The sequence below is a fragment of the Pontixanthobacter rizhaonensis genome, from assembly GCF_012972675.1.
Lineage (GTDB): Bacteria > Pseudomonadota > Alphaproteobacteria > Sphingomonadales > Sphingomonadaceae > Pontixanthobacter > Pontixanthobacter rizhaonensis.
This window is the reverse complement of the sequence record NZ_JABCRE010000003.1, coordinates 661,194-685,698: the sequence shown is the minus strand read 5'-3', so window position 1 is coordinate 685,698 and position 24,505 is coordinate 661,194. Positions and strand designations below refer to the sequence as shown.

Sequence of the window (24,505 nt, the reverse complement as noted above, 5' to 3'; positions counted from 1 at the left end):
TGCGTTGCGTGTTAGTCCTTAAAATGGTCGATGTGCCGCCTTACGCTACGCCCCATAGTGGCGACGGCGCAATAATCCAAGTATGGACGCATCGATTTTTAGGTGCCGCCAAACCGACCACCAGAAGAGTATGTTCCAAACGACAATCGAGCATCCGGTTGCGACGGCGGCCCCAGACGCGCCATATGTGGGTATGAGCGCCAGATTTAGTGACACATTCACCGATGTAGAAATCAGCAGCCCGCGGAACCCAGCCTGTTCATTCCCGGTCATGACCAACAGCGGCCAGACAATACCAAAGAAGCCATTGATCAGCTGCGCGATCGATAGGATGATCAGCGGGCTGAGCGCATTGGCAAATTCTTGTCCGTAGATCACCCGGATAAGCACATCGCCATACACTGCGAACAGGGCCATTACCGGCGCCGCCATGATGATAGAGGCCAATGCCGAAAGCGAGGCCAGCTTCTGCAATTCACCGAAATTCTTCTTCTTAAAATAGCGGCTGACGTAAGGCATTGCGACAAGCTGAATGGCCGATAGACCAAAGATCACAAAAGTGGCGGCGGAAACGGCTATCTTATATTCGCCGACCTCAGCGTTGGTGCGCATCACACCAATCATCATCAGGTCGAGGTTTTGGTTGATAATATGCAGTCCCGACATGAGCGCGATGGGTACGATTGCTTTGGCCCAAGCGCGGTTTTGGAACACATACGGGGTGCCCGTTTTGTACCGCTTGCCCAACCGTTTACGCAAGAATAGCATGGCGACCAACCCTGCCAAAATGGTGGCCACAAGATTGACCGAAAGGGCAAGTGTGGTGTCCAGTGTGTAATCGGTCTGCGTCCAGATAACAAAGATGACAGCGACAATAGCGAACGGGCGAAGCACCTCGATTGGCAACTGCCCCAAAACAATATGTCGCAGCCCGCGCAAAGCGGCGCCGAAGGTTCCGGTAATTGCCAGCGGCAATATGATCGCCGCCGCCAAAATATAAACCCATTTCTGATCCGATGCTTGATCAGCAAATATAATGGCAACGCCAATAAATGCCCCGGCCATGAACAGCCCCAGCGTCATATTCCATCGCAATGCCCAAACTCTGATACTTTCGATAGCGGGCCAGTCTTGGACCGCATCGGCGCTGGCAGTTTCGCGTACGACCAAGGTCGGCACCCCCATCTGGATCGGGATGGATAGTAACGACGTTACCGACAACGCAAAAACATACAATCCAAAGCTATCCGCACCCAACGCGCGAGCCAACACGACCGAGGATAGCAGCGTCGCGATCAAAGACAGGACTCTGACAAACAGTCCTCCAGAACCGGCGGCGAGTATGGTCTTGACCTGATTTACCCACTTCTCGCTGGAAAAGTATCGTTGCATCATCGGGAACGGCATAGCGGAGTCGGGCCTATTTATGGCAGGCTGTGTTTCCAGCCATTTTGACGGTCTGCAATCGGTTTAGCAGCATCGCGTGAGATAGCTACTAATAGCCCTGCTGCGAAACATGATTCAAGAATGCGTCAGGTAGCTATTTTGCAGGGTTCAAACAGCCATCAATCCGGCTTTACACAGGTGGCAAAATACCCAGTGGTCGATTGATCGTCCCGGGTTATTCGATCCAGCAGCAATAGGACAGCAAATAGGGGAAGGCCCAAAATGATGACTAGCCCCCCGATCAGTTGCCTTTTTTTGCCTTTCGAAAATATTGAGCGGGTCAAAAGAACAATGATCGATTCATAATAATGATTGCGCACGCGAATGGATAGGTCCGAATATTCCGCAAGAAGATGCTCCAGCCCATGACGAGTGAAGCGCCAAAAATCATAAGGGGCTTCGTGAATGCCGAATACGAACGGGGTACTGATAATAAACCGGCCGCCTGGCTTGAGTACTCTGTTGATTTCATCGAGCGCTGCCTTGGGTTCGAAAACGTGCTCCAATACCTCCAGCATAAAGACTGCGTCGAAGCTTTCATTGTCAAATGTCAGCTGCGTGGCATCCATGACAATGTCAGGTTTGCGCGCGGGGTCGATATCCACCGTAGTTGCTTCAATCCCGGCTTGACCCTTGATCATGGTGTCCAGCAGACCGCCTGCGCCAATGCAGAGAACTCGGCTGCCTTGAGGCAAAATTGCCAGTTCGGCCTCCAGCCACTGATACAGGTTCGCGCGGGAGAACCGTTTCGATAGTTTCGCGAGGGACGCATAACCAGTTCTCAAAATTGTACTCATTGTCGGGCAAGCCTTTGGCGCTGGGTGGTTTGAAAATGCAGTAGATTATTCGCTTAGCAGCTGTTTGCGCAGCAGCCAGTGGCCCGCGCGTAGCCGAAGAGTAAACCAGAAGGCAACTATGGCGGTGAAATGGCCTGCGGCTGACATGTTCGTTCGGCGTCTGTTCGTTGGGTGATCTGTGTGATTGCGAGCGAGGCGTCGCTCAGCTAGCGATGTCGCATGAACGCTGCAAGTCAAACTACAAAAACCACATTTCTCGGATTGGATGTTGTCCGCTTCACCGCCGCCTTGATGGTGTGCTTTTACCACCTTGCCTATTGGTGGTGGAGACCTGACTTGGCTACGACGGGGGGGGGGGGCTTCAGGGATGGCATCCAATCCCCGGTATCAGCAGCAGGATGGATCGGTGTGCCAATCTTCTTTGTATTGTCCGGGTTTGTCATCGCGTACTCGGCTCAGCAAAGATCAAGCAGCAATTTCCTCAAAGGCCGTATTTCAAGATTATATCCGGCCGCTTGGATTTGTGCTTCAATTACAGTCGTCTCGGGGATCCTATTCTCGGCTGAGTTTGAACTGGTACGATATCTTAACTCAATCATATTGAACCCACTCGGGCCTTGGGTCAGCGGTGTTTACTGGACATTGGCCGTGGAATTGGTGTTCTATGTCTTGGTCGCGATAGTGCTGTGGGTGGCTGGGGCTAAATACTTACATTCTTTTGCCATTTTGCTTGGTAGCTGGAGCATGGCATATTGGGGATTGAAGGTTATTCAGGATTTTGTAGGCTTTGACCTCGGAATCAATCTGCAAATCGCTGGCGACTACGAATATCTGACCCTATCTCGGACTGGCTGCTACTTCGCTTTAGGTATGTTGCTGTGGCAAACGACTAAATCCGGTTGGACACCCTTTCGTCTCTTGTTTGCAAGTGGTTTAGTGTTGTCTGGCTTGGCGGCCAATGTAGGGGCCGCGCGTACGTATCTACTTGTCGATCCGCTGGGAGCCGCACCATTGTTGTTACCAGCAGCAATTTGGTTGATGGCTTTGGCGGCGATGTACTGTTCAGTGCACTTTGCTGAAGCGATCAACGCTGTGTTGGGCAGCCAGCGGAACGTGATCCGCTCTTTAGGTTTAGCAACTTATCCATTGTATTTGGTGCATAGTGAGCTAGGCCGGGATATAATGCTGAGCCTAACGAATTTGCCAGCGTATCTGGCTTTGTGGCTGACAATACTGGCGCTAGTGGCTCTCTCTCTTGGAATTGTCGAACTGGAAAAACTTATCAGGCAACCGCTTACAAGTTTACTGCATGGCCAGGCCCGGAAAAATGATGCGAGGAGATAGAGCAAGGCCGGTTTTTCGGGTTCGCAGCTCCTAATCTGGCCGATATTCCAACGGCAGACTCAGTAGTTTTTCAACCAGTCCTTCGAAATTGTTGGAGGTACAAAAATTTTCTAGCTCTTGTAGGTGACTTTCCAGAACTTCTCGCTCTAGAAATGGCTCGTTTGACCGTCTGATTGATGGGTGGCGGGTTTCTTCTTCCTCGCCCGCGACGAGCAATTCTTCGTAGAGCTTTTCACCTGGCCGGAGTCCAGTGAACCGGATTTCTATTTCATGTGGTTGCAGCGGATCATTAGCCGCTGCGCTATCAGGCATTCTTGGCTGATAGCCAGATAGGGAAATAACTCGCTGTGCGAGCTTCACGATTTCAACCGGTTCGCCCATGTCCAGCAGGAATACATCACCCCCACGGGCCATAGCGCATGATTGGATAACCAGCAGTGCCGCTTCCTCGATTGTCATGAAAAACCGGTTGATCTTTGGGTGCGTGACCGTGACCGGCCCCCCTTCATCAATTTGTTTTCGGAACAATGGAATGACCGAACCCGATGATCCTAGTACATTGCCAAAGCGAACCATCGCAAACCGGGTTCTCACGGCGCCGTCAACCGATGCATTTTTGGCCGCGTCATTGGCGTAGGCCTGGCAAATTAACTCTGCCAAACGTTTTGATGCGCCCATAATATTGGTTGGGCGCACGGCTTTGTCGGTTGAAATCAGCGTGAAGTGAGCAACACCAAATTCCTGCGCCATGCGAACGAGGGCCAAGGTGCCAAAAACATTGTTCCGCAGCCCTTCAACCGAGTTATTTTCGATAAGCGGCACGTGCTTATATGCAGCCGCGTGATACACCGTGTCCACCGAGAACGACCGGAAGACATGTCGCAGCCTAGTTTCGTCTTGAACCGAACCCAGAATGGCTTCGATTTTCGTATCGATATTATGTACAGCACGTAGCTTCTGCAGGCTCAGTTCCACAGTGTATAATGCGAGCTCGGACTGTTCAAACAGGATAATCCGTTGGGGTTTTTGCAGCAATACCTTTCGGCAAATTTCCGATCCAATTGATCCGCCCGCACCTGAGACCAAGATGGTTTTGTCAGAGGTGTTTTTACTGAGAAGCTCTGGCAGAGGCTTGCTGGCAACCCGGCCGAGTAGATCCTCGATCTGTAAGTCTCGTGTGTCGTCAATGGACACTCGACCGGAAATCAGTTCGTCAACGCTCGGCACGGTCTTCACTTTAACGGGCAGCGGTTCCAGTTCTTTGAGAATGGCTTGTCTCTGAGGAGCAGCCAAGCTGGGCATCGCCAGGAAAATTCGCTCGACATCATTGTTCTCGATCAGTTCTGCAAGCTTTGTTGGCGAAGAGACTCTCAGCCCAGCAATGCTCAAGCCTTCTAGCTCGCGATCATCGTCGACCATTCCGACTATCTTGTAATCGTTGTTGCTAGCGAGGCTATTTGCAAGTTGCCGGCCTGAAGTGCCTGCACCGTAAATGATCGCTTTCCGGCGCTTGCCAACCAATGTTGCAAGGTAGATCGTGTGGACGATCCATCGCATTGCGAACCATCCGACTGATAGTATTAGGGCCGTGATGAAAGGCACGGAACGAGGCAGCAACGACGGGTTGTATAAGGATATCACCATAAATAGAGCCCAGACTGTCCCTATTTTCAACGCGAAGTTGCTTGCGTTACCGGCACTGTTTTCAAACCGGACGATATTATTGTAATAGCCGAGCTTGAGAAAACAGAAGGTGCATATAAGCGCAACCGGGATACCAATTAGCCAGTTTTGCATCAGTAGCACGCTGGTGAATGCATCAAATCGCAGGCATAGCGCTGCCAGCAGTGCAAAGACAATCAGCCCAACGTCTGCCGCAATTTGAATCCGACGCTTCTTTTTACGTGGAACGTCAAAAATATAGCTTGCGAGGTCACTCGACAAGGTCGCATCTCCGGGGTGGCCCAGCGCAAAAACGGCGGGGTGTGGAAATTCTGACACCACATCTGGCGATGAAACTCAAGCTAGGATTGCGGGGCAGCAGCGTGTTTGCTGATTCGGCGAACCATGCCGTCAGAGGGATGAAGCGAGCCTAGCTGACCTTACAACTAAAGCGGAGTGGTGTATGCACTATAGCGCGTTCACCGCAAACCCGTGCAATAACACAGGAATCGACCCCGATCCGGGTTGGGTCCTCTATGTGATGCGTAACTTAATGTCAGGTGAAGTTAAGAACAATTATGAACCGGTCTAAGAGGACTAAACGGCTTACCGACATAATGGCCCTGTGTGTGTTGGTTGCTTTATTAGCGATTGCCGCATTACTGGGCGGTAGCTCGCGGCCCGATGCCAGCCAACTCCTTTTCCTTCGCCCCGCCAGCGTTTTGTTACTGACCGTAGCAATATTACTGGCAACGCCTTCCCGTCTTAGCTCCGTCCGAATCCCGTTAATTTTGCTGCAGCTGCTGGCAGGAGTGATGATTCTGCAATTGGTCCCGCTCCCGCCTTCGGTTTGGCAGTCTTTACCTGGTCGAGAATTGGTCACCCAACTCGGCTTGTCTTTGGGAATGGAAGAAATTTGGCGCCCGCTATCTTTGACCCCTTCGCGCACCCTAAACGCGCTCTTCAGCTTGGTTGTGCCAGCAGCGGCGTTGATCTTATTGTCGGTTCAATCACAGCGCCGTCGTATAATTTTGCTCTCATTCATCGGCATTGGCGTTGGTAATGCTTTGCTTGGTTTGGTGCAAATAGGCACAGGATTCGGGTATATATATGATATAACCAATCTTGGATCGCCCGTCGGGTTCTTTGCAAACCGGAACCACGCAGCGATTATGCATGCGCTCACTTTGATAGCAATTGCCCGCACACTTATCAGCAGGGGGATTGGTTTGGACCACATGGCTCTGCGGGCTGGCCTTTACGGAGCCTATATCGTCGTACTTTTGGCGGCGATAACTAGTGGGTCTAGGGCTGGGCTCGTCGCGACTATCTTTGCCACCGCGATTAGCGTGTACTTGCTGTGGTTGCAGGGGCGGCAACATCGTCCAGAGGATGGGGCGACCAAATGGGTGCCTGCGCTCGGCAGGTCTTGGCAGAGTTTGGGTTGGGTCGTTACGGCAATGCTGTTGCTTGGCACTTTCGTTGCTTTTGATCGGATACCTGCTTTACAAAGGTTAGGGGGTGGTGATCCATTGTCTGATTTGCGTTGGACGCTTTTGCCAGTCTTACAGGAAATGATCGCCGTTCATTGGGTTTTTGGCTCTGGTTTTGGTTCTTTTGAAGAAGTCTTTCACATTTATGAGGCCGAGCAATTGCTCCAGCCCAGCTATCTGAACCAAGCTCATAACGACTGGGCCCAGTTTCTGATCGAGGGTGGCATCTTGTCCGGATGTTTGTTGCTGGCAGGCGGCGCTGCACTGGTTGGAGGATTGATCCGCTTGGCCTTGAGCGCGAACACACAAGCTGGTTTGGTAGTGTTTTGGCTCAGCGCGATCGCAATTACAGCGTTCGCCAGTGCGGTCGATTACCCTTTGCGGGCGCCTCTCTTTCAAGTGATGATGGCCCATTTTATCATATTGTTCTGCCTCGATTGTCGAGCGATTAGGCCTGACAGTTCTCGGGCTCTCAGTTGACTGTGGGTCACTAGTTGAAAGCTCTTGCATCTAAGGCATCGGTGGTTAAACGAAGTTAGGTAGTACGTGAAGGAAGTCATGCGCACATTTTTTAGAGCTTTTTTGGCGTCCCTTGTGCTGAGCGTTGGACTGACTGGTTGTGCATCTGGCTCAGTGATGACCGGCGCCGCTCCGTCTATTACGCTTACAACACTGTCTGAATTACCTGCGCCGAGTAAGGCAACGGCCTATACAATTGACCCGCTGCAGAAATTGCAGATCGAGGTTGCTGATGTTCCATTGCTCAGCGGTAATTTTTTGACTGATGAAGAGGGCTATATTAGCTATCCCTTGGTTGGAGATTTGCTGTTGGCGGGAAAGACACCCAATCAAGCCGCGAGAATGATCAGCGATAGGCTGCGGGGTGATTATGTCGTAGATCCTCAAGTGCGCGTATTGCCACAAGCAGAGGTGTTACAGTCTGTTTCTGTGGGCGGAGAGGTGGCAAAGCCAGGGAGCTATACCGCCACCGAGGCCGCCACTCTTTTGCGCGCGGTTAACAGTGCTGGCGGCTTGTCGGATTTGGCTAAGTTGGATGATGTGCTTGTTCTGCGCACCGTAGATGATCAGGACTACATCGGTGTGTATAATATCCAAGCAATTCAGAGGGGTAACTACCCTGATCCAGCGATTTATCCTGGTGACATAGTTACTGTTGGTGACTCAGTGGCGCGGAAGCGAGTGGATTCCATACTTCAGTTTGTCCCACTGCTGTCCAGCAGCATTCTCCTTCTGAATACCATAGTGAGATGATCGCGAACAGAAATGAGTAAAGATACTGGCCCTGTACGCGTGCTCTCGGAGCACAATGAGCCCGATGGCGGCAATCCTTCGGTTTCATTGTTGCAAATAGACTTTGAAAGGTTCTGGATACAAGCCCTCAACCTCAAATATTGGTTGCTTGGGATTGTGGTGATCGGCCTGCTGATTGGCCTCATTGTGACGCTTTTATCGACAAGCCTCTACCGCGCGACCGCGCGCGTCGAGATTTCATTAGTTCGCCAGAATGTTGTCTCGTCCCAGCCGCTTGAGGTGGAGAGTCGATTCAGCGAGCAGCAATATTATGATACGCAGTTTGAACTGTTGCAATCCCGGTCATTAGTCAACCGTGTGATTGCCTCGGGCAACCTCGCTCGTGATGAAGAGCTATTGGCTGCTATTGGATTGGATCCTTCACAAGAGATCACCGAACGCACTCTTGGCACGATCTTGCTTGGCAACGTCCAGATCAATCCTTTAGATCGGACCAGTCTTGTTGATATCAGCTATTCTAGCGCCAGCCGTGAAGTGTCAGCTCGCATAGCTAATCTGTGGGCCAACGAGTATATCGCAGCTAACTACCAGAAGCGTTTCGGCGCAAACATAGAGGCACGGGACTTTCTTGAGGGGCAGATTGCGGAATTGCGCGATAAGCTTGCCATAACCGAGAGGGAGCTGGTTGATTATGCTAACGCAAACGAGTTGGTGATCATAGATACTGGGCGTGAATCCGGTGGTTCTGACGCGGCTTCTCAGACGCTGGTTGGTGCTGAACTAGCTGCGTTGAACACTGCGCTGGCCACTGCGACCACTGAACGCATCCAAGCAGAGAGTGCACTCAATGCAGGATCGACTGGCGAAACAGGAGCGGCATCCGCAGCGGCCCTTCGGGGGCGTCTCGCTGAAGAGCAGGCAGAGCTTGCTGAGTTGCGTTCGAAATTTGGTCCAGAATACCCTGAGATCAAGGCTAAGTTGGCCGAAATCTCCGCACTACAAGAGGCGCTAAACGTCGAAAGCAGTATTGATAATGGTGCTCTTCAAGCTGCTTACCGCAAAGCTTTGCTCCAAGAGCGTGCGCTGCGGACAAAACTGGCGGATGTGAAGGGCTCCTTTTTGGGCCAGCAAGGGCAAGGAATCCAGTACGGTATATTGAAGCGGGAAGTGGATACGAACCGCGAATTATATGATGCTTTGCTCCAACGATATAAAGAGCTTGAGGCTGCGGGAGCTGGCAAGAATAATGTCACGCTGGTCGATGCGGCGAGCACTCCTTTAAAGGCATATTCGCCGTCGCTGCTCGTCAATCTGTTTGTTGGGTTGGGGGCCGGTCTCCTCGCCGCTGCGGCGGTTGTTTATTTGCGTGAGACGATGGACCGTACCGTGCGTGACCCGAATGATGTGCGCAACAAGCTAGGAATTGTGCCGCTTGGTCTTATTCCAAGAGTGCAAGGCGCGGACATTGTTGATGAGCTGCTTCGTCGCAGTTCCGAAGTCAGTGAGGCTTACACCGCAGCACGGACCAATATGACGTTCTTGACTGCGACTGGCGCGCCGAGAGCCTTGATGCTTACCAGTACGCGTCCCAATGAGGGTAAGACCCTTTCAGGTGTGGCGCTGGCGCGTAGCTTTGCCCAATTGGGTAAGAAAGTGCTTTTGGTTGACGCGGATTTGCGGCATTCTGGGATAAGTGACTTTATCGGACTAGCAACCGATCCCGGCAAGGGCCTGAGCACTTTGTTAAGCGGGGGTGGCACGTTGGCCGAAGCTGCTGTTTGGGTTGAGGAACATGGTTTTGATTTGTTGCCTGCTGGCCATCGACCGCCCAACCCTGTGGAACTGCTCTCAGGGTCAAAACTTAAAGAAATTGTAGACATGGCGCTGGACACTTATGATCAAGTGATTGTCGACGGCGCACCTGTGCTCGGCCTTGCTGATGCATTGGAAGTATCACGTGCTGTTGAAGGGGTTGTCTACATTGTAGAGTCAAATGGTGCGAATATTCGGGCTGTTCAAACGGCATTGGGGCGCCTTGCCACTGCGAATGCTACCATCTTCGGCGCGGTCGTTACAAAATTGGATCAAAGAAACGCAGCCTACGGCTACGGCTACGGCTACGGCTACGGCTATGGCTATGGCTATGGCGATACCCCCGAAGAAGAGTGATAGTGTTCAAACGATCTTTCAATTTGATACTTGTTGCGATTTTTGGGATCAGTGTTTCCGCTATTTTCTTCCTACAAGCTTTAAGCGCTACGCAAACACGAACTAACCCTGCCTACGCAAGTATGGCTAATCCATGGAATGGGCTTGCATATGAACAGCTAGCTCTACGGCAATTTCGTCTGACGGCGGTGTCGCCAGAGACCTTGGCTGCCGGCGCAACGAACGCCAGAGTGCTCGCTTTGAAAGCCTTTGAATTAGAACCGCTAACACCCATTGCTCTATCACTGGCCGCAATTTCCGAAGAGGAGTCTAGCCGTAAAATACAGATTCTGGATGCCGCTGGCAGTCTCAATAGGCGGAACTTGATGCTTCAAGGACTGCTATTGCAGCGAAGTCTAGAGTATCAAGATTACCCGTCTACTTTGGCAACGCTTGACCGAATTTTGCGTGTGCATCCGACAAAATCGGATTTATTTTTTCCAGTCCTGGCCCGATCTTTAGAGAATGACGACGCCTTGCCTGCGCTGGCCAGCATTTTAGATCAAGGGCCCGTTTGGCAGAAAAAGTTCTTTCAAGCAGCGGTCAATCAACCGTCCGTCCTTTCGAACTTGGCAAAGTTGCGTCTATCCAGAAACAAAGTGGACGCTGCGATCGATGCCCGCCTCATATCCGCGCTGGCACTACAGAATGAAATGACGGCAGCGGCTGAAATCTATGAGAGAGCTACTGGACAAAATGGTTTGGAGGCATCTGCATCTGAATTGTCTTGGCAATCAAACTTTCCTCCTTTTGATTGGCAGTTGGCTAGCGACAGCGGCTTACGTGCGCAACCGAGTCGCGATCAAGACGTTCTTGAGGTCTATGCACGCAGCGGCGATGGAGGCGTTTGGGCAGAGCGCATCATCAGCAACCCAGCCCGACCGTTCAATATTACATTCCGTCACAACCTTTTGCCTGCCGCCCAAGTCGCCGATGCTCGTCTACGGGTAGCATGCAGCAATCTTGACGCTACAATTGTTGAGCACCGGTTTTCAGAGGGCGAAAATCAGGTCATCATTCCGACGGTTTCTTGCCAGTACTTAAGGATATCTCTTTCTGGACGGTCATGGAGTGGGCGAAGTCCTGTGCGTGGAAGCATCGAGAAACTGCAGTTATCGGTTGATTGACTGTCGACAGAGATGTGGTTCAATCCAACGCAATATCGGGTGCGTCTTCTTGCTTCATGCCGACTACATGATATCCGCCATCGACGTGGTGGACTTCGCCTGTGACGCCTGAGGACAGGTCGGACAGGAAGTACACGCCTGAACCGCCGACATCGTCAATCGTTACATTACGGCGCAATGGCGAGTTCAGTTCATTCCATTTCAGAATGTAGCGGAAATCGCCAATCCCGCTGGCGGCGAGCGTCTTAATCGGCCCCGCGCTGATGGCGTTGACGCGGATATTCTTCGGCCCCAGGTCATTTGCCAGATATTGAACGCTGGTTTCAAGAGCGGCTTTGGCTACGCCCATTACGTTATAATGCGGGATGACTTTTTCTGCGCCGTAATAGCTTAGCGTCAGGATTGACCCGCCTTCAGGCATCATCTCCGCCGCCCGCTTGGTCACAGCCACGAGGCTATAGGCGGAGATATTCATCGTCATAAGGAAATTGTCGAGGCTCGTATCAAGATACTGTCCGCGCAGCTCTGCCTTGTCTGAAAAGCCTATCGCGTGAACGACAAAGTCAATCGTGTCCCAGCGGCTTTTCAGCGTTTCGAAGGCGGCATCCAGAGCGGACATTTCTGACACGTCGCATTCAAAGGTGAAGTCAGATCCCAGCCGTTCAGCCAGCGGCTTAACGCGCTTCGCCAGCGCATCACCTTGGTAAGTGAACGCTAGCTCTGCGCCCTGCTCGCTCAGCTGTTTTGCTATGCCCCACGCAATCGATTTCTCGTTTGCCAGACCCATAATCAGCCCGCGTTTTCCTGCCATCAAACCGTTCATTGTGCTTGATCCTTCTGCACTGCTTCGCCGTCTATATCGTTCGCCGTTTCCGCATCAAGCGGTTCGGCCAATGCGGCATTGAATTCTGCGCCAATAACCATTCCCAGCCCAACCAGCCAGAAAAAGAACAGCGTTATCATGATCCCTGCCAAACTACCGTAGGTCAGATCATAAGTGAAAAAGCCGGATAACACCCGCGGCAAGGCGATGGCCACCGCGATCCACCAAACGGTCACCAATGCCGCGCCTGGCCATTTGGGATAGCGCCGCCCGCGATATTCAATTGGTGTCAGTGTAATGAACAGCATAAAGATCGAACCAAAGAGACCAATTGCCGGAATAATGCGGGAGAAGGACAGCTCGTTGATCGCCTCCATAAACCACGGAATATAGGCCGCGATGACCTGCTGCGCTGCCCCGATGACAAATTGTGCGATCAGGGACAGCATCAGCACCACCACGGATGCAATGATAATCCCGACCGATAGCAGTCTCGACCGCCAGAAAGCGAGCGTGGCCTCTGTCCCATAAGCGCGCCGGAGAATATCACGGATAGTCTCAATCAGGCCAGAAGCGCTCCACAGTCCGGCAGCACCGCCTAGCCATAGAAGCGCGCCGTTTCTGGCTTCTACCACATCACGCGCCACAGGTTCGATAACGCTCGCTACGACGGGTGGTAGCGCCGCCAGCAGAGCCTGTACCAATGCCAGTCTTTCGCTTTCCTCGCCAATGGCGGAGAAGATAGCAGCTCCCAAAATGAAGAAGGGAAAAATCGACAGCATTGCAAGGTAAGCAAGGTTGCCAGCGTGGATTGTGCCATCGTTCCATGCGCCGGAAATGGTGCGATTGATAACTTGATAAATCCGCGTGCTTGGGCCGATTTTGTCCTGCAATCCGTCTTTCAGCGCGTCACGTTTCCGCCGCCGGGCCTCGGGGGAAAGTGACGGCACTGGTACCGAACCGGTTTGGCGAATATCGCTAATGGATCAGGGCTTTCATCTGCGGCAATTTGTTTAGACACCCATTTCCTTACGGGGATTGCCGGTATCTTGCCACCCATCCAGCCGCTCATTCAGATCGGAAAGGTCTTCGGGCAAGATAATCTCCAGCGTCACCAGCTGATCGCCGCGCGTGCCGTTCTTTTTGGAGAAGCCTTTCCCTTTCAAGCGCAGCACGGTCCCGCCATTGGTCCCGGGTTTTATCGTCATCATCACCGCGCCATCTACGGTGGGCACTTTGATTTTGGCCCCGCGAACCGCCTCGTCCAGTGTGATAGGCAAATCCATCCGCACAGCATCGCCGTCTCTGCGGAAATAGGCATGGGTATCGACCGTGATTAGCACAATCCCGTCACCGGCACCGCCCGGGCCAGACTCTCCCTTGCCTTTAAGCCGGACTTTTGTTCCGTTTTCGACACCGGCTGGCAGCTTCATGTCGATGGTTTTACCATCTGCCAGCGTAATGCGTTGATCTGTCCTGCTGGCCGCATCTATAAACGGGACGCGCAGCCGATAGGTGATTTCCGCGCCTTTCCTCGGCGGTGGAGGCGGCGGTCTGCGGCCAAAACCGGAGGGGCCCCCTGGGCCGCGGGCGCCCGCCGCGCCGCCGCCAAACAGGCCTTCAAAAATATCCCCTAGATCAACACCATCTTGTGAAAATCCCTCAAAGTCCTGAGCGCTGAAACCACCCTGTGGATGCCGGCCGCCACCGCCGCGTGCACCACCGAACCCGCCGCCCATGCCGCCGAAAGGACTGGCCGGATTGCCTTCTGCGTCGATCTCGCCGCGATCGAACTGTCCGCGCTTCGCCTTGTCGGACAGCAAATCATAGGCATTGGTCGCGGCGGAAAAGCGCTCTGTCGCCTTGGGGTTATCCTTGTTTTTATCAGGATGGAGTTCTTTGGCGAGCTTCCGGTAAGCGCTTTTGATTTCGCTTTCGGACGCAGTGCGCGGAACACCCAGGATTTTATACGGATCACTCATACCGTGTTAGCTAGGTGCAACAGTGCCGCCGTGCAAGCTAATGCTGTGTTTCAATTGCTCCTGCGACAATTCCTTTGCAGCCTATCCGGTTGGCGTTAGAGACCCCGCATGAGCACCGATCAACTCCACAGTGAAGTCCCCTCCAGCGATCCATTCGCCCTGTTTGACGTTTGGTTTAAAGAGGCCCGCGAAACTGAGATCAACGATTCCAATGCAATGGCACTGGCGACATCGACGCCAGACGGCGCGCCATCTGTTAGGATGGTTTTGCTGAAGGGTCATGGCCCGCATGGCTTCACCTTTTATACCAATGCGGAAAGCCGCAAGGGCGGTGAAATTCGGGCCAATGCCCAAGCGGCATTGTTGTTTCACTGGAAAAGCCTGAGGCGGCAGATCCGGATTGAAGGCCCGCTTTCAGAAGTCGCGCCCGACGTGGCCGATGCCTATTTTCACAGCCGTTCACGGGATTCCCAACTGGGCGCAGTCGCGTCTGACCAGTCCCGGCCGCTGCCGGAACGGGCCAGGTTTGTGGAACGCTTTGCCGAAGCGGAGAAGCGGTTCGAGGGGAAGCAAGTGGAGCGACCAGCCCATTGGACTGGCTTTACCATCACCCCGCAAGCGTTTGAGTTCTGGCTTGATCGCCCCAACCGCCTGCACGATCGCCGCCGGTTTGTCCGGGACGGTGAAGGCTGGAACGATCAGCTGCTCTATCCCTGATCACATCACTATACTGCGAGGACATATGCTATGACACGCTTGCCCTATTGGCACGTTGACGCTTTTGCTGAACAACCCTTTGCGGGCAATCAGGCCGCGGTCATGCCGCTTCAGGAATGGTTGGATGATGCGGTGCTGCTGGCCATAGCGGAAGAAAACAACTTCGCGGAGACTGCGTTTTTGGTGCCTGATGGGACCGGTGCTGCGGATTATGAATTGCGTTGGTTTACCCCCACTTCGGAGGTAGCGTTGTGCGGCCATGCGACGTTGGCAAGCGGCCATGTTGTCTTGAGCCGTGATGGCGGCGATGTGGTGACGTTCCGCACGCGCAAGGCAGGGGTTCTGGAGGTCCGCAAGGCTCAAGCGGGCTATGAGCTGTCGTTACCGGTGACGTTGGTAGAGCAGCGAAACGACGCTGACTTGCTATCAGCGCTAGGCGCGTCAGGTGAAGTGTTCCATTCCTATTCCGGGGCAGAGCAAACCGCGATCATCTTGTTTGAAAACGAAGCTGCTATCCGCGCATTGTCGCCGGATATCCGCGCGCTAGGCCAGATCGATATCATGGCCATCTGCACTGCCCCTGGTGAGGAGCATGATGTCGTCAGCCGGGTTTTTGTTCCTGCATGGGGCGTAGATGAAGACAGCGTAACCGGTTCTGCCCACGCAGCGCTTACTCCGTTCTGGGCCGCGAAACTGGGCAAAAATCAATTCACCGCCCACCAAGCGTCGCAGCGCGGGGGTGATCTGGTCTGCCGGTTAGAGGGCGATCGCGCTTGGCTTGGCGGGCCCTGTGTCACGGTGGTTGAGGGAACTTTCTACCTTTCGGGGTAGAGTTCCATAATATCCGCCAGCTCTTGCAGCATGGGCGGGCGTTCTTCGCTGGTGGAATGGCCCAGACGGACAATGGTCAGCCCCTGACTTGGCGAAACCAACACATATTGCCCCATATGCCCGATGGCCGCGAACATGTTGTCGGGTGCGCGATTGGGAAATAGCGGATGCTGGTCGTCCCCCGTCGGCCGGTTTAGCCATGTTTGCCCGCCATAATGCGGGCTTCGCGGGCTGGGTGTGGTCATAAAATCGATCCATTTGCGCGGGATCAATTGTGCCCCGCGTACCGACCCGCCATTGCGCAGAAATTCACCAAACTTGCCCCAGTCCCTAGCTGTGGCGTGCATCAAGCTGCCGCCGATCAAGGTGCCGTTTGCGTCATATTCAGGCACCATCGAATCCATGCCGATAGGGCCGAATAGCCTCGTCCTGAGATATGTATCTACTGCTGTACGGCGGATATCGGGGTCGCTGCTGTCGGTAAGAACACGCGCGGCAATATCTGCCAGAATGACGGTTGTGTTGCTGGAATATTCAAACTTGGCACCGGGTTCTGCTTCCAGCGGCTGCGATGTCGCCCAATCGGCCATGTCATCGCGGCCATCCATGAATAACATCCGCACTTCAGCCGATTCATAAGGTGGATCACCGGCTTCTGTGTGGCGCAGTCCAGCCCGCATTTGTAGCAGTTGGCGCAACGTGATCTCGGCGCGCGGATCTCCGGGACGATTCCATCGCGGTTCGGGGACCGATTCGTCCAATCGCAGGCGCCCGTCTGAAACCAGCATGCCGATCATTACGGCAGTAATGGTTTTGGCCATCGACCAACTGATAAGGCGGGTGTTTTCATCATAGCCTTCGCCATACCGCTCAGCCACGATTGCACCATTATGATATACCAGAAGCGATCGGGTTTCGCCCAATGCCGGTTTGGAAAAGAGATCGTCTATTTGGCGGGCAACGACATCGCTCGGTGCCCCGGCATCATCCGAAACAGCTTTCAACGCATCCTCGCTGAGAGGGTGCTCAGCCGGGGGCGGCCCACTGCATCCGGATATACCAGCCAACAGAAGGGCTGGTAGGATAGCAATACGCGCGATATGGGCAGGGAAACGTCCGGTCATGGATGCTTCACTCGCGCACAGGAAAACACTTGGCAATGGTTAAAACGACATCCTCGCCGTCCCGGTCACGCCGTTGGCCTTGGGTAGTGTTGGTTCTGTTGATTGTCGCCGCGATCGCAGTTTGGTTCTACCGCGCACCGATACAAGGCTATGCCGGTGCGGGCACCGCATACACAGCGCGCGTGGCGTGCTCTTGCCGGTTTGTCGGGGGGCGTGATTTGGATGACTGCGCGAAGGATAAACTGGCAGGCATGGAGCTTATCTCGCTCAAAGAAGATGCTGAAGCCAAAAGCGTGACAGCCCGTTTTCCTTTGATTGTTTCGGAAACGGCGACCTACCGTGAAGGGTATGGCTGTGTGCTGGAAAGCTGGCCGGATTGATCACCCGTAGGCGGTTTAATCCGTAGAATCGATCCAGCCGCCACCCACAACACGTTCGCCGCAATAGATAACGGCTGCCTGCCCTGGCGCGACCCCAAATTCGGGATTTTCGAACCGGATAGTAGTGGCTGCGCCATCGCCCAATGGTCCATCAAGCGTAATCGGCACTGGCTTGGACAGAGAGCGGACTTTGGCAGTTAGCGGGGCATCGGGTAGCGGGCCGATACGGTTGGTCTCGATGATATTGGCTGAATGCACCGCCAGCATGATCTTCGGTCCGACCAGAACCTGCGCCTTGGCAGCATCTAGGCCGACGACATAAAGCGGCTCGGCCAGTCCGCCGATTTCAAGTCCGCGGCGCTGGCCAACGGTATAATGAATGACACCTTTGTGTTGGCCCAGCTCTTCGCCGGTTTGCGCATGGACAATCGCGCCCGGCTGGCCGCCTTCGGGGCGGATCGAGCGGACGATTTTTGCATAATCGCCGTCTGGGACGAAGCAGATGTCCTGACTGTCGGGCTTGGCTGCGTTCCGCAGGCCAGCCTGTTCGGCCAATTCGCGCACTTGCGTTTTTGGCAGGCCGCCCAGCGGATACCGGATGAAGTCGAGCTGTTGATCGGTCGTCGCATAGAGAAAATAGGACTGGTCGCGGGCCGGATCCAATGCGCGGTGTAATTCTGGACCAGCCGCCCCAATGACCCGGCGGACATAGTGGCCTGTCGCCAGGCAGTCTGCGCCCAGCTCTTTCGCCATACGCAGCAGGTCTGTGAATTTCGGACCCATATTGCAGCGAATGCAAGGCACCGGAGTTTTGCCCGACAGATAATCATCAGCAAATTGTTCGACCACTTCTTCCCGAAACGCGCTTTCGTGATCAAATACGTAATGTGCAATACCCAGATTATCGGCCACCGCCCTTGCGTCGCTAATATCATCGCCGGCGCAGCAGGCGCCTTTGCGGCCGGTGGCTGCGCCGTAATCATAGAGCTGCAGCGTAATACCAATGACTTCTGCACCGGTTGCTGCGGCGAGCGCGGCCACAACCGATGAATCGACACCGCCAGACATGGCGACAACGATGCGGCATTCGGCTGCCGGACGCGGCAGGTCAAATAAGGCAGCGGTATCCAAAGAGGAATCGAAGAGAGCTTGAGCGGTCATAGCCGCGCCTTTACACGGCGCGATCTCATACTGCTAGTGCGCTAGTCCGGCCCGATTATCGAGCGGCAAAGATGCCATATCGCGGCGTTCACCTTCTCTTTGGTAATCCTAATCAGATGTAAACTGCGGCTTTACCTGATTTTGACCAAGCGGTTCTAGAAGGCGGGAATGTTCGAAGGATCTATCCCCCAATTCGACTCGGTCGAGTCGTCAGGTATGAGTGGTTTGCGCCGTGTTGAATGGGCGGCGCTTGTCGCTCGGCTTGATGCTGCTCGCGAACTGCGCCGTGATGTCGTCCGCTCTGCCCGAGCTACCGGCACACCAGCTGCTGGCAGCTTTTCTGCCTTGTCACAGGTGGAGGTTCAGGATGATTCCTCGATTGTTAACAAAATTGCCGGCGGCGTTAACCCTACAATTTTAGGGCATCGCAAAACCGACGCGTCAAAGATGTTGGCGAGCACAGAGACTGTGCAGACGCCAAGCAGAGAGCAACCATGATCGAGAACCAAAAAATCCGTCCGGCAAAAGTTATCGGTCCTCTGGGTGAGCCGCTGTCTATCGACGATTTGCCGCCACCATCGACGAAACGCTGGGTTGTGCGGCGCAAGGCCGAAGTGGTTGCTGCTGTAAATGGTGGTCTGTTGACCATTGATGACGTATTGGAACGGTACGGGTTAACGCTGGAAGAATTCGCTTCTTGGCAGCGCGCTGTAGATCGTTCCGGGATGCAAGGGCTACGCGTCACGCGCATTCAGCATTATCGCGATCTGTACGAGCGCCAGCTTAAATACTGACATTGATAGCTTTGCCGGCACAGCGTCAGCCTAGGCAAAATACCCAAAACTGACTATCCCCTGATCTTCTCAAGTCCACTTGAGGAACATTTTGCGCGTCCTATCGTTATTTGGTCGAAGCAAAGTGATATAAAACAGGAGGTTGTTATGGGTTGGATTATTGCATTGGTCGTTGGCGGAGTCGCCGGTTGGCTCGCTAGCTTGGTGATGAACCGCGATGCGTCGATGGGTATTTTTTGGAATATCGTCGTTGGTTGTGTCGGTTCTGTCATCGGTAACTGGGTTGCCGGATATTTTGGTATTTCCGGTAGCGTTCAGGAATTTTCGATCACGGGTTTGGCCGTAGCGGTTGTCGGCGCAGTTATCTTGCTGGGTATCGTGAACCTCGTTCAGCGTGGCCGTGTTCGCTAAGCTGTTGAACTTAGATTGATTGTAAGGGCGGGGAAATGAGCAATTTCCTCGCCCTTATCGTATGCGTCATTTACGCGTTTCATCGGTCTAAAACGTCGCCTGTCGAACCTACCCTTGCCTGTGTTGAATGACCGGCTTAGCGGCTAAGATGAAAAAACACGCGCATTGCGCCGGGTGATATATATGTGTAACACACCCTTCTGGAACGAGATCAAAGGCGATCAGGACAAGCGATGAATTACCAAACAAACGTCCGGGCAGAAACCGCCGACCATCCGAGCGAACAGTTCGATATGCAGGGAACGCATACCAAACCCAGCCGCAAGATCGCCTACATTGTGATCGCCCTGTTGTTGCTTGGCGCGATTGCCGCAGCCTATTTCTATGTCACCAATGGGGCAGGCGCGACACCTGCGGCTGATGACCGCGAAGGGCAGGCTGCTGCGATTAGCGTAATCGCACCCGGCAAAACCACTATCGAGGGTCAGATTAATGCCACCGGCACTTTGGCTGCGCGGCGTGAGCTCCCCGTTGGTGTCGCTGGCGAAGGCGGCCGAGTAACACTGGTTCCAGTAGAGGCTGGCGATTGGGTCCGTGCGGGCCAAGTGTTGGCTGTGATTGATCGTTCGGTTCAAAATCAACAAATTGCCAGCCAGTCTGCTCAGGTGAGTGTCGCAAAAGCTGATGCCGATCTGGCGCAAGCCAATCTGGACCGCGCGCTCAAACTGGTGGAGCGGGGCTTTATCAGTAAGGCGGATATTGACCGGCTTACCGCCACACGCGATGCGGCAAATGCGCGTGTAAAAGTGGCTGAGGCGCAGGTCGGGGAAACCCGCGCGCGCAATTCTCGCCTCAATATTGTGGCGCCGGCAGCGGGGCTTATTCTGGAGCGGATGGTGGAGCCTGGCCAAGTGGTAAGCGCTGGGTCGGGTGCTTTGTTCCGGATCGCGCGCGGCGGTGAAATGGAAATGCTCGCGCAATTGAGCGAAGTGGATCTGGCCACATTATCTGCCGGTCTTGCGGCGTCGATTACGCCCACTGGATCAGATAAAAGCTTCGAAGGCCAAATCTGGCAAGTGTCGCCGGTTATTGACCCGCAAAGCCGCCAAGGGACAGCGCGCATCGCTTTGTCATATGCGCCCGAATTGCGTCCCGGCGGTTTCGCCAACGCAACAATTGCCAGCGGCACGGTTGTCGCCCCCATTCTGCCAGAATCCGCGCTGTTGTCGGATGATGAGGGGGCGTTTGTATATGTTGTCGGCAAAGAGAATAAAGTGGAGCGCCGCCGTGTGAAAACCGGCCTCGTAACCGCGCAAGGAATTGCAGTGGTCGATGGTCTGGAAGGCAGTGAGCGCGTGGTTTACCAGGCCGGCGGGTTCTTGACTGAAGGCGAGCTCATCAGTCCGCAGCTGGTCGATGCGGCCGGCAAGGCGATCGAGGGTTAGTCGCTATGGATTTCCGGAACATATCCGCTTGGTCGATTAGAAACCCGGTTATTCCGCTGGTGTTCTTTGTCGCCATTTCATTGGCGGGCATCCTCAGTTTCAATGATATGGATGTGGTGAACAACCCGGATATCGATTTTCCGGCTGTGAATGTTTCTATCTCGCAACCGGGCGCCGCCCCGACAGAAATTGAAAACCAGATCACCCAAATCGTGGAATCTGCAGTTAGCAATATCAACGGCGTAAATTCTCTCAATTCGACAGCACGCGAAGGCAGTACCAATACTTTCATCGAATTCGAGATCGGGACCGATCCCAATGATGCAGTGGCAGAAGTAAAGAACGCGGTTGATACGATCCGCGGAAGCCTGCCTGATGGCATCCTTGAACCGCGTATCAGCAAAGAGGAGATCGCAGGCGGCTTCCTGGGTATCTATGCGGTTGAAGCCGATGACATGACCATTGAACAACTCAGTTGGTTCATTGATGATTCTGTCGCCAAACGTCTTTTGACGATTGATGGCATGGGCGAAGCGGGCCGTTTCGGCGGTGTGGACCGCGAAATCGAGGTGGTTCTGGATCCCGCGAAGATGCAGGCGCTGGGCGTGACTGCGAGCCAAATCAACCAAGTATTGCGATCCGACAATCTCGATGCAGCAGGCGGGATGGCAGAGATTGGCGGAACCCGCCAGTCCGTGCGCGTTCTGGGTAATGTCGACACCGCGTATGATTTATCCCAGAAGCAGATTCGCCTGGGCAATGGCCGCACTGTGCAATTGTCATCAGTGGCGACTGTACGCGATGGCTACAGCGAGCGGAGCTCGATCAGCAAAGTACGCGACAAGGAAGTCGTGAACTTCTTCATGGCGCGCGCCAAGGGCGCCTCGGATGTCACGGTGTTTGAAGAAGCCAAAGTGATTATCGCTGAAATCGAAGCAGAAAACCCCGGTGTGACGTTCATCCCCCTGTTCGATACGGTTAAGTACACTCAAGACCAATATGACAGTTCGATCGCTGCAATGGTTGAAGGCGCCATTCTGGCTGTTGTTGTGGTGTTCTTCTTTCTGCGTGATTGGCGGGCGACGGTGATTTCGGCAATTGCCATTCCGCTTTCCGCTATCCCGACATTCTGGTTCATGGATCTGCTGGGTTTCAACCTCAATCAACTGTCCTTGCTGGCATTGGGATTGGTGGCGGGTGTTCTGGTGGATGACGCCATTGTGGAGATCGAGAATATCGTGCGCCATATGCGGATGGGCAAATCCGCCTATCAGGCATCCATCGATGCTGCCGATGAAATCGGGCTGCCGGTGGTGGCCACATCATTCTGTATCGTTGCCGTGTTTCTGCCAGTGGGATTGATGCCCGGTATTCCGGGACAGTTCTTCAAGAATTTTGGCATAACCGTGGTGATTGCCGTTTTGATGAGCCTCGCCGTGGCGCGGATGATTACCCCGATGCTGGCTGCCTATTTTCTGCAGGCCAAAGGTCACGCGGAACATGGTGAAGGCCCGTGGATGGACCGGTATATGAATTTGCTACACTGGTCGCTCGACCGGTCAAAGACAGTGGCGATGCGGGCTGGTTTGGAGCCTGTCCGCAAGCGGTTCTTCTATGTTCTGTCTGCCATATCTGTGTTGCTGTTGCTGATCGTTGCATCAGGCGGCGTGGTTATTGTCGGTCACGACCTGTTGTCAGGATTGGCCATCCCGTCGACATTGGCAAGCGCCGTGGTAGCCGATTCCAACAGCATGGGGTGGTGGCTGATCAACAAGCCGCTGGAGCTTGTTCAATTGGCTGTCGCGCTTGCCGCCGGTCTACTTTCCGTATTCCTGATTTTCGGCATTATCCGTTTGGCCACCCGCTCAATGGGTCGGCGTTTGTCAGAGGGCTGGCGTTATCTCGAAGCCCGTTTTCATGATCACCGGGTGTGGATGGTCGGGGTTGGCTACTTCTCGCTGTTGCTGACAATTCTATTGTTCATGAACGTCCCCGCCGCGTTTCAGCCAACAACCGACAATGAAAATAGCCAAATCACTTTGGAAATGGTCCCCGGAACCACTTTGGAGACGACCGCCCGCGTATCGGGCGCCGTGACAGACATTCTCTACGAACAGCCTGAAGTCCTGCGGGCGTTGGAGCGTGTTCGTGAAGGCAATGCGACAATCTACATCACACTGAAAGAGGATCGGCAAAAAACGTCGATAGAATTCGAACGTGATCTCGCGCCCGTATTGGCGAAAATACCTGATGCCCGGGTGCGGTTCCAGTCCCAATCTGGGGGTTTTGGTAGCGGACGTGATCTAACCATTATGCTGGCCGGGTCTGACCCTGCTTTGCTGGAAGAAACCGCGTCTACTTTGGTATCGCAAATGAAGGGGCTTGATACACTTGTCGCACCCCGCATCACCGCCGATATGAACCGTCCCGAGTTGTTGATTACTCCGCGTGCCGATATTGCTGCGGAATTGGGTGTAACCACTGCGGCCTTAAGCCAGACCATCCGCATCGCCACCATGGGCGAGATCGAGCAGAATGCCGCGAAATTCTCGCTCTCCGACCGCCAGATCCCGATCCGTGTGAAGCTGCCGACGGCATCGCGCGGCGATTTAACGACAATCGCCAATCTGCCGGTGCAAACGGCCAGTGGCGGCTCTGTACCACTTGAGCGGGTCGCTGAAATCTCATTTGGATCAGGGCCGACCACTATCCAGCGCTATAACCAGAACCGCCGTATTCTGGTTGGTGCGGATTTGGCGCAAGGCGTGATCAAAGGCACAGCGCAGGAGCAGATCGAGACATTGCCCATTCTCGCGGCGCTTCCGCAAGGTGTCATCCGCGATAGTGTGGGCGAGGATGCTTGGCAGGCCGAGCTGATGGAAAGCCTGAATATTGCTGTTCTGTCCGGCGTATTGCTGGTGTTTGCGGTTCTGGTGTTGCTGTATAAGCGGCTGATGAGCCCGCTGGTCAATATGACATCGCTGGCATTGGCCCCGCTTGGCGGGATATTCCTGATCTGGCTGGTCGGCCAGGCGCAATCCATGCCGGTCTATATTGGCATTCTTCTATTGCTGGGGATCGTGTCGAAGAACTCCATCCTGCTGATTGATTTTGCGATCGAAGAAATGGCCAAAGGAACCGACAAATTGGCGGCAATACTCGATGCCGGCCATAAACGGGCGCAGCCTATTGTCATGACGACAGTGGCGATGACTGCAGGCATGGTGCCTACGGCCTTTTCCGGTTTGATCGGGTCTGGTGATGGCGCGTGGCGCGCACCGATGGGCACGGTCGTGATCGGCGGCTTGATCTTGTCTACGGTGCTTACATTGATGATCGTCCCTGCCGGGTTCAGCCTGGCAGATGGCCTTGAGAAACGTATGGGTCCATGGCTGCGCAATCGGTTCCTGACCTATAAGCCGGGGGACGAGAACCAGACGGGCTTTGCCGAGGGCGAAGGGCCCGGGGCCGTTCCTGCCGAGTGATAC

21 protein-coding genes are annotated in these 24,505 nt (G+C 54.1%); 13 read left to right on the top strand and 8 right to left on the bottom strand.

Going from position 1 to position 24,505, the window contains the following annotated elements:
• Positions 1 to 45: 45 nt before the first annotated feature.
• Both HKD42_RS11020 and HKD42_RS11015 read right to left on the bottom strand, forming a co-directional pair.
• Positions 46 to 1,395, bottom strand: coding sequence for a flippase (locus tag HKD42_RS11020; RefSeq protein WP_170013309.1), 1,350 nt, complete (start codon positions 1,393 to 1,395; stop codon positions 46 to 48).
• 170 nt (positions 1,396 to 1,565) lie between these two features.
• Positions 1,566 to 2,243 (bottom strand): class I SAM-dependent methyltransferase, encoded by a 678-nt coding sequence (locus HKD42_RS11015; protein WP_170013307.1) that lies wholly within the window; start codon positions 2,241 to 2,243, stop codon positions 1,566 to 1,568.
• Between the two features lie 219 nt (positions 2,244 to 2,462).
• Between HKD42_RS11015 and HKD42_RS11010 the strand changes: the two genes are divergently transcribed.
• Entirely contained in the window at positions 2,463 to 3,587 is a 1,125-nt protein-coding gene (locus tag HKD42_RS11010) for an acyltransferase family protein (protein WP_170013305.1), read from the top strand.
• Positions 3,588 to 3,617: 30 nt separating this feature from the next.
• Here HKD42_RS11010 and HKD42_RS11005 read toward each other — a convergent pair whose 3' ends face one another.
• Entirely contained in the window at positions 3,618 to 5,588 is a 1,971-nt protein-coding gene (locus tag HKD42_RS11005; RefSeq protein WP_170013304.1) for a polysaccharide biosynthesis protein, read from the bottom strand.
• 833 nt (positions 5,589 to 6,421) lie between these two features.
• Here HKD42_RS11005 and HKD42_RS11000 point away from each other — a divergent pair.
• The 4 genes from HKD42_RS11000 (at position 6,422) to HKD42_RS10985 (ending at position 11,349) form a co-directional block, all read left to right on the top strand.
• Positions 6,422 to 7,222 carry an O-antigen ligase family protein gene (locus tag HKD42_RS11000; protein WP_170013302.1) on the top strand — a complete coding sequence of 267 codons (801 nt, stop codon included), beginning with the start codon at positions 6,422 to 6,424 and terminating at the stop codon, positions 7,220 to 7,222.
• Between the two features lie 78 nt (positions 7,223 to 7,300).
• Positions 7,301 to 8,014 (top strand): polysaccharide biosynthesis/export family protein, encoded by a 714-nt coding sequence (locus HKD42_RS10995; RefSeq protein WP_170013300.1) that lies wholly within the window; start codon positions 7,301 to 7,303, stop codon positions 8,012 to 8,014.
• Between the two features lie 12 nt (positions 8,015 to 8,026).
• Positions 8,027 to 10,183 carry a GumC family protein gene (locus HKD42_RS10990; protein WP_170013298.1) on the top strand — a complete coding sequence of 719 codons (2,157 nt, stop codon included), beginning with the start codon at positions 8,027 to 8,029 and terminating at the stop codon, positions 10,181 to 10,183.
• Positions 10,184 to 10,185: 2 nt separating this feature from the next.
• Positions 10,186 to 11,349: a hypothetical protein gene (locus tag HKD42_RS10985; RefSeq protein WP_170013296.1), complete on the top strand. Its 1,164-nt coding sequence runs from the start codon at positions 10,186 to 10,188 to the stop codon at positions 11,347 to 11,349.
• A gap of 19 nt (positions 11,350 to 11,368) precedes the next feature.
• On the opposite strand, the gene fabI is transcribed toward HKD42_RS10985, so the two are convergent.
• The 3 genes from fabI to HKD42_RS10970 form a co-directional block, all read right to left on the bottom strand.
• On the bottom strand, positions 11,369 to 12,172 hold the full coding sequence (fabI, locus tag HKD42_RS10980) for an enoyl-ACP reductase FabI (RefSeq protein WP_170013293.1): 804 nt from the start codon (positions 12,170 to 12,172) through the stop codon (positions 11,369 to 11,371).
• A complete protein-coding gene (locus tag HKD42_RS10975) occupies positions 12,169 to 13,122 on the bottom strand; it encodes a YihY/virulence factor BrkB family protein (protein ID WP_343042341.1) in 954 nt (317 codons plus the stop codon). The genes fabI and HKD42_RS10975 overlap by 4 nt, the downstream gene beginning before the upstream one ends.
• Before the next feature lie 63 nt (positions 13,123 to 13,185).
• A complete protein-coding gene (locus tag HKD42_RS10970) occupies positions 13,186 to 14,154 on the bottom strand; it encodes a DnaJ C-terminal domain-containing protein (protein WP_170013291.1) in 969 nt (322 codons plus the stop codon).
• 108 nt (positions 14,155 to 14,262) lie between these two features.
• On the opposite strand from HKD42_RS10970, the gene pdxH reads away from it, so the two are divergent.
• On the top strand, positions 14,263 to 14,871 hold the full coding sequence (gene pdxH / locus HKD42_RS10965; RefSeq protein WP_170013289.1) for a pyridoxamine 5'-phosphate oxidase: 609 nt from the start codon (positions 14,263 to 14,265) through the stop codon (positions 14,869 to 14,871).
• A gap of 30 nt (positions 14,872 to 14,901) precedes the next feature.
• Complete coding sequence (locus HKD42_RS10960) at positions 14,902 to 15,702, top strand: PhzF family phenazine biosynthesis protein (protein WP_170013287.1); 801 nt, start codon at positions 14,902 to 14,904, stop codon at positions 15,700 to 15,702.
• On the opposite strand, the gene HKD42_RS10955 is transcribed toward HKD42_RS10960, so the two are convergent.
• Complete coding sequence (locus tag HKD42_RS10955; RefSeq protein ID WP_170013285.1) at positions 15,687 to 16,826, bottom strand: serine hydrolase domain-containing protein; 1,140 nt, start codon at positions 16,824 to 16,826, stop codon at positions 15,687 to 15,689. The genes HKD42_RS10960 and HKD42_RS10955 overlap by 16 nt on opposite strands.
• 35 nt (positions 16,827 to 16,861) lie before the next feature.
• Here HKD42_RS10955 and HKD42_RS10950 point away from each other — a divergent pair, with 35 nt between their 5' ends.
• The gene (locus HKD42_RS10950) at positions 16,862 to 17,206 is read left to right on the top strand and encodes a hypothetical protein (protein WP_170013283.1); all 345 of its coding nucleotides are present in this window, start codon (positions 16,862 to 16,864) and stop codon (positions 17,204 to 17,206) included.
• Between the two features lie 15 nt (positions 17,207 to 17,221).
• On the opposite strand, the gene mnmA is transcribed toward HKD42_RS10950, so the two are convergent.
• Positions 17,222 to 18,367 carry a tRNA 2-thiouridine(34) synthase MnmA gene (mnmA, locus tag HKD42_RS10945; RefSeq protein WP_170013281.1) on the bottom strand — a complete coding sequence of 382 codons (1,146 nt, stop codon included), beginning with the start codon at positions 18,365 to 18,367 and terminating at the stop codon, positions 17,222 to 17,224.
• Positions 18,368 to 18,535: 168 nt separating this feature from the next.
• On the opposite strand from mnmA, the gene HKD42_RS10940 reads away from it, so the two are divergent.
• From HKD42_RS10940 to HKD42_RS10920, 5 genes are all read left to right on the top strand, one after another.
• Positions 18,536 to 18,865 carry a hypothetical protein gene (locus HKD42_RS10940; RefSeq protein ID WP_170013279.1) on the top strand — a complete coding sequence of 110 codons (330 nt, stop codon included), beginning with the start codon at positions 18,536 to 18,538 and terminating at the stop codon, positions 18,863 to 18,865.
• The gene (sciP, locus tag HKD42_RS10935; protein WP_170013277.1) at positions 18,862 to 19,161 is read left to right on the top strand and encodes a CtrA inhibitor SciP; all 300 of its coding nucleotides are present in this window, start codon (positions 18,862 to 18,864) and stop codon (positions 19,159 to 19,161) included. Before HKD42_RS10940 ends, sciP begins: the two co-directional genes overlap by 4 nt.
• 147 nt (positions 19,162 to 19,308) lie before the next feature.
• Positions 19,309 to 19,572, top strand: coding sequence for a GlsB/YeaQ/YmgE family stress response membrane protein (locus HKD42_RS10930; RefSeq protein WP_170013275.1), 264 nt, complete (start codon positions 19,309 to 19,311; stop codon positions 19,570 to 19,572).
• Between the two features lie 233 nt (positions 19,573 to 19,805).
• A complete protein-coding gene (locus tag HKD42_RS10925; protein ID WP_170013273.1) occupies positions 19,806 to 21,017 on the top strand; it encodes an efflux RND transporter periplasmic adaptor subunit in 1,212 nt (403 codons plus the stop codon).
• A 5-nt stretch (positions 21,018 to 21,022) separates the two neighbouring features.
• The gene (locus HKD42_RS10920; RefSeq protein ID WP_170013271.1) at positions 21,023 to 24,502 is read left to right on the top strand and encodes an efflux RND transporter permease subunit; all 3,480 of its coding nucleotides are present in this window, start codon (positions 21,023 to 21,025) and stop codon (positions 24,500 to 24,502) included.
• Positions 24,503 to 24,505: the final 3 nt, after the last annotated feature.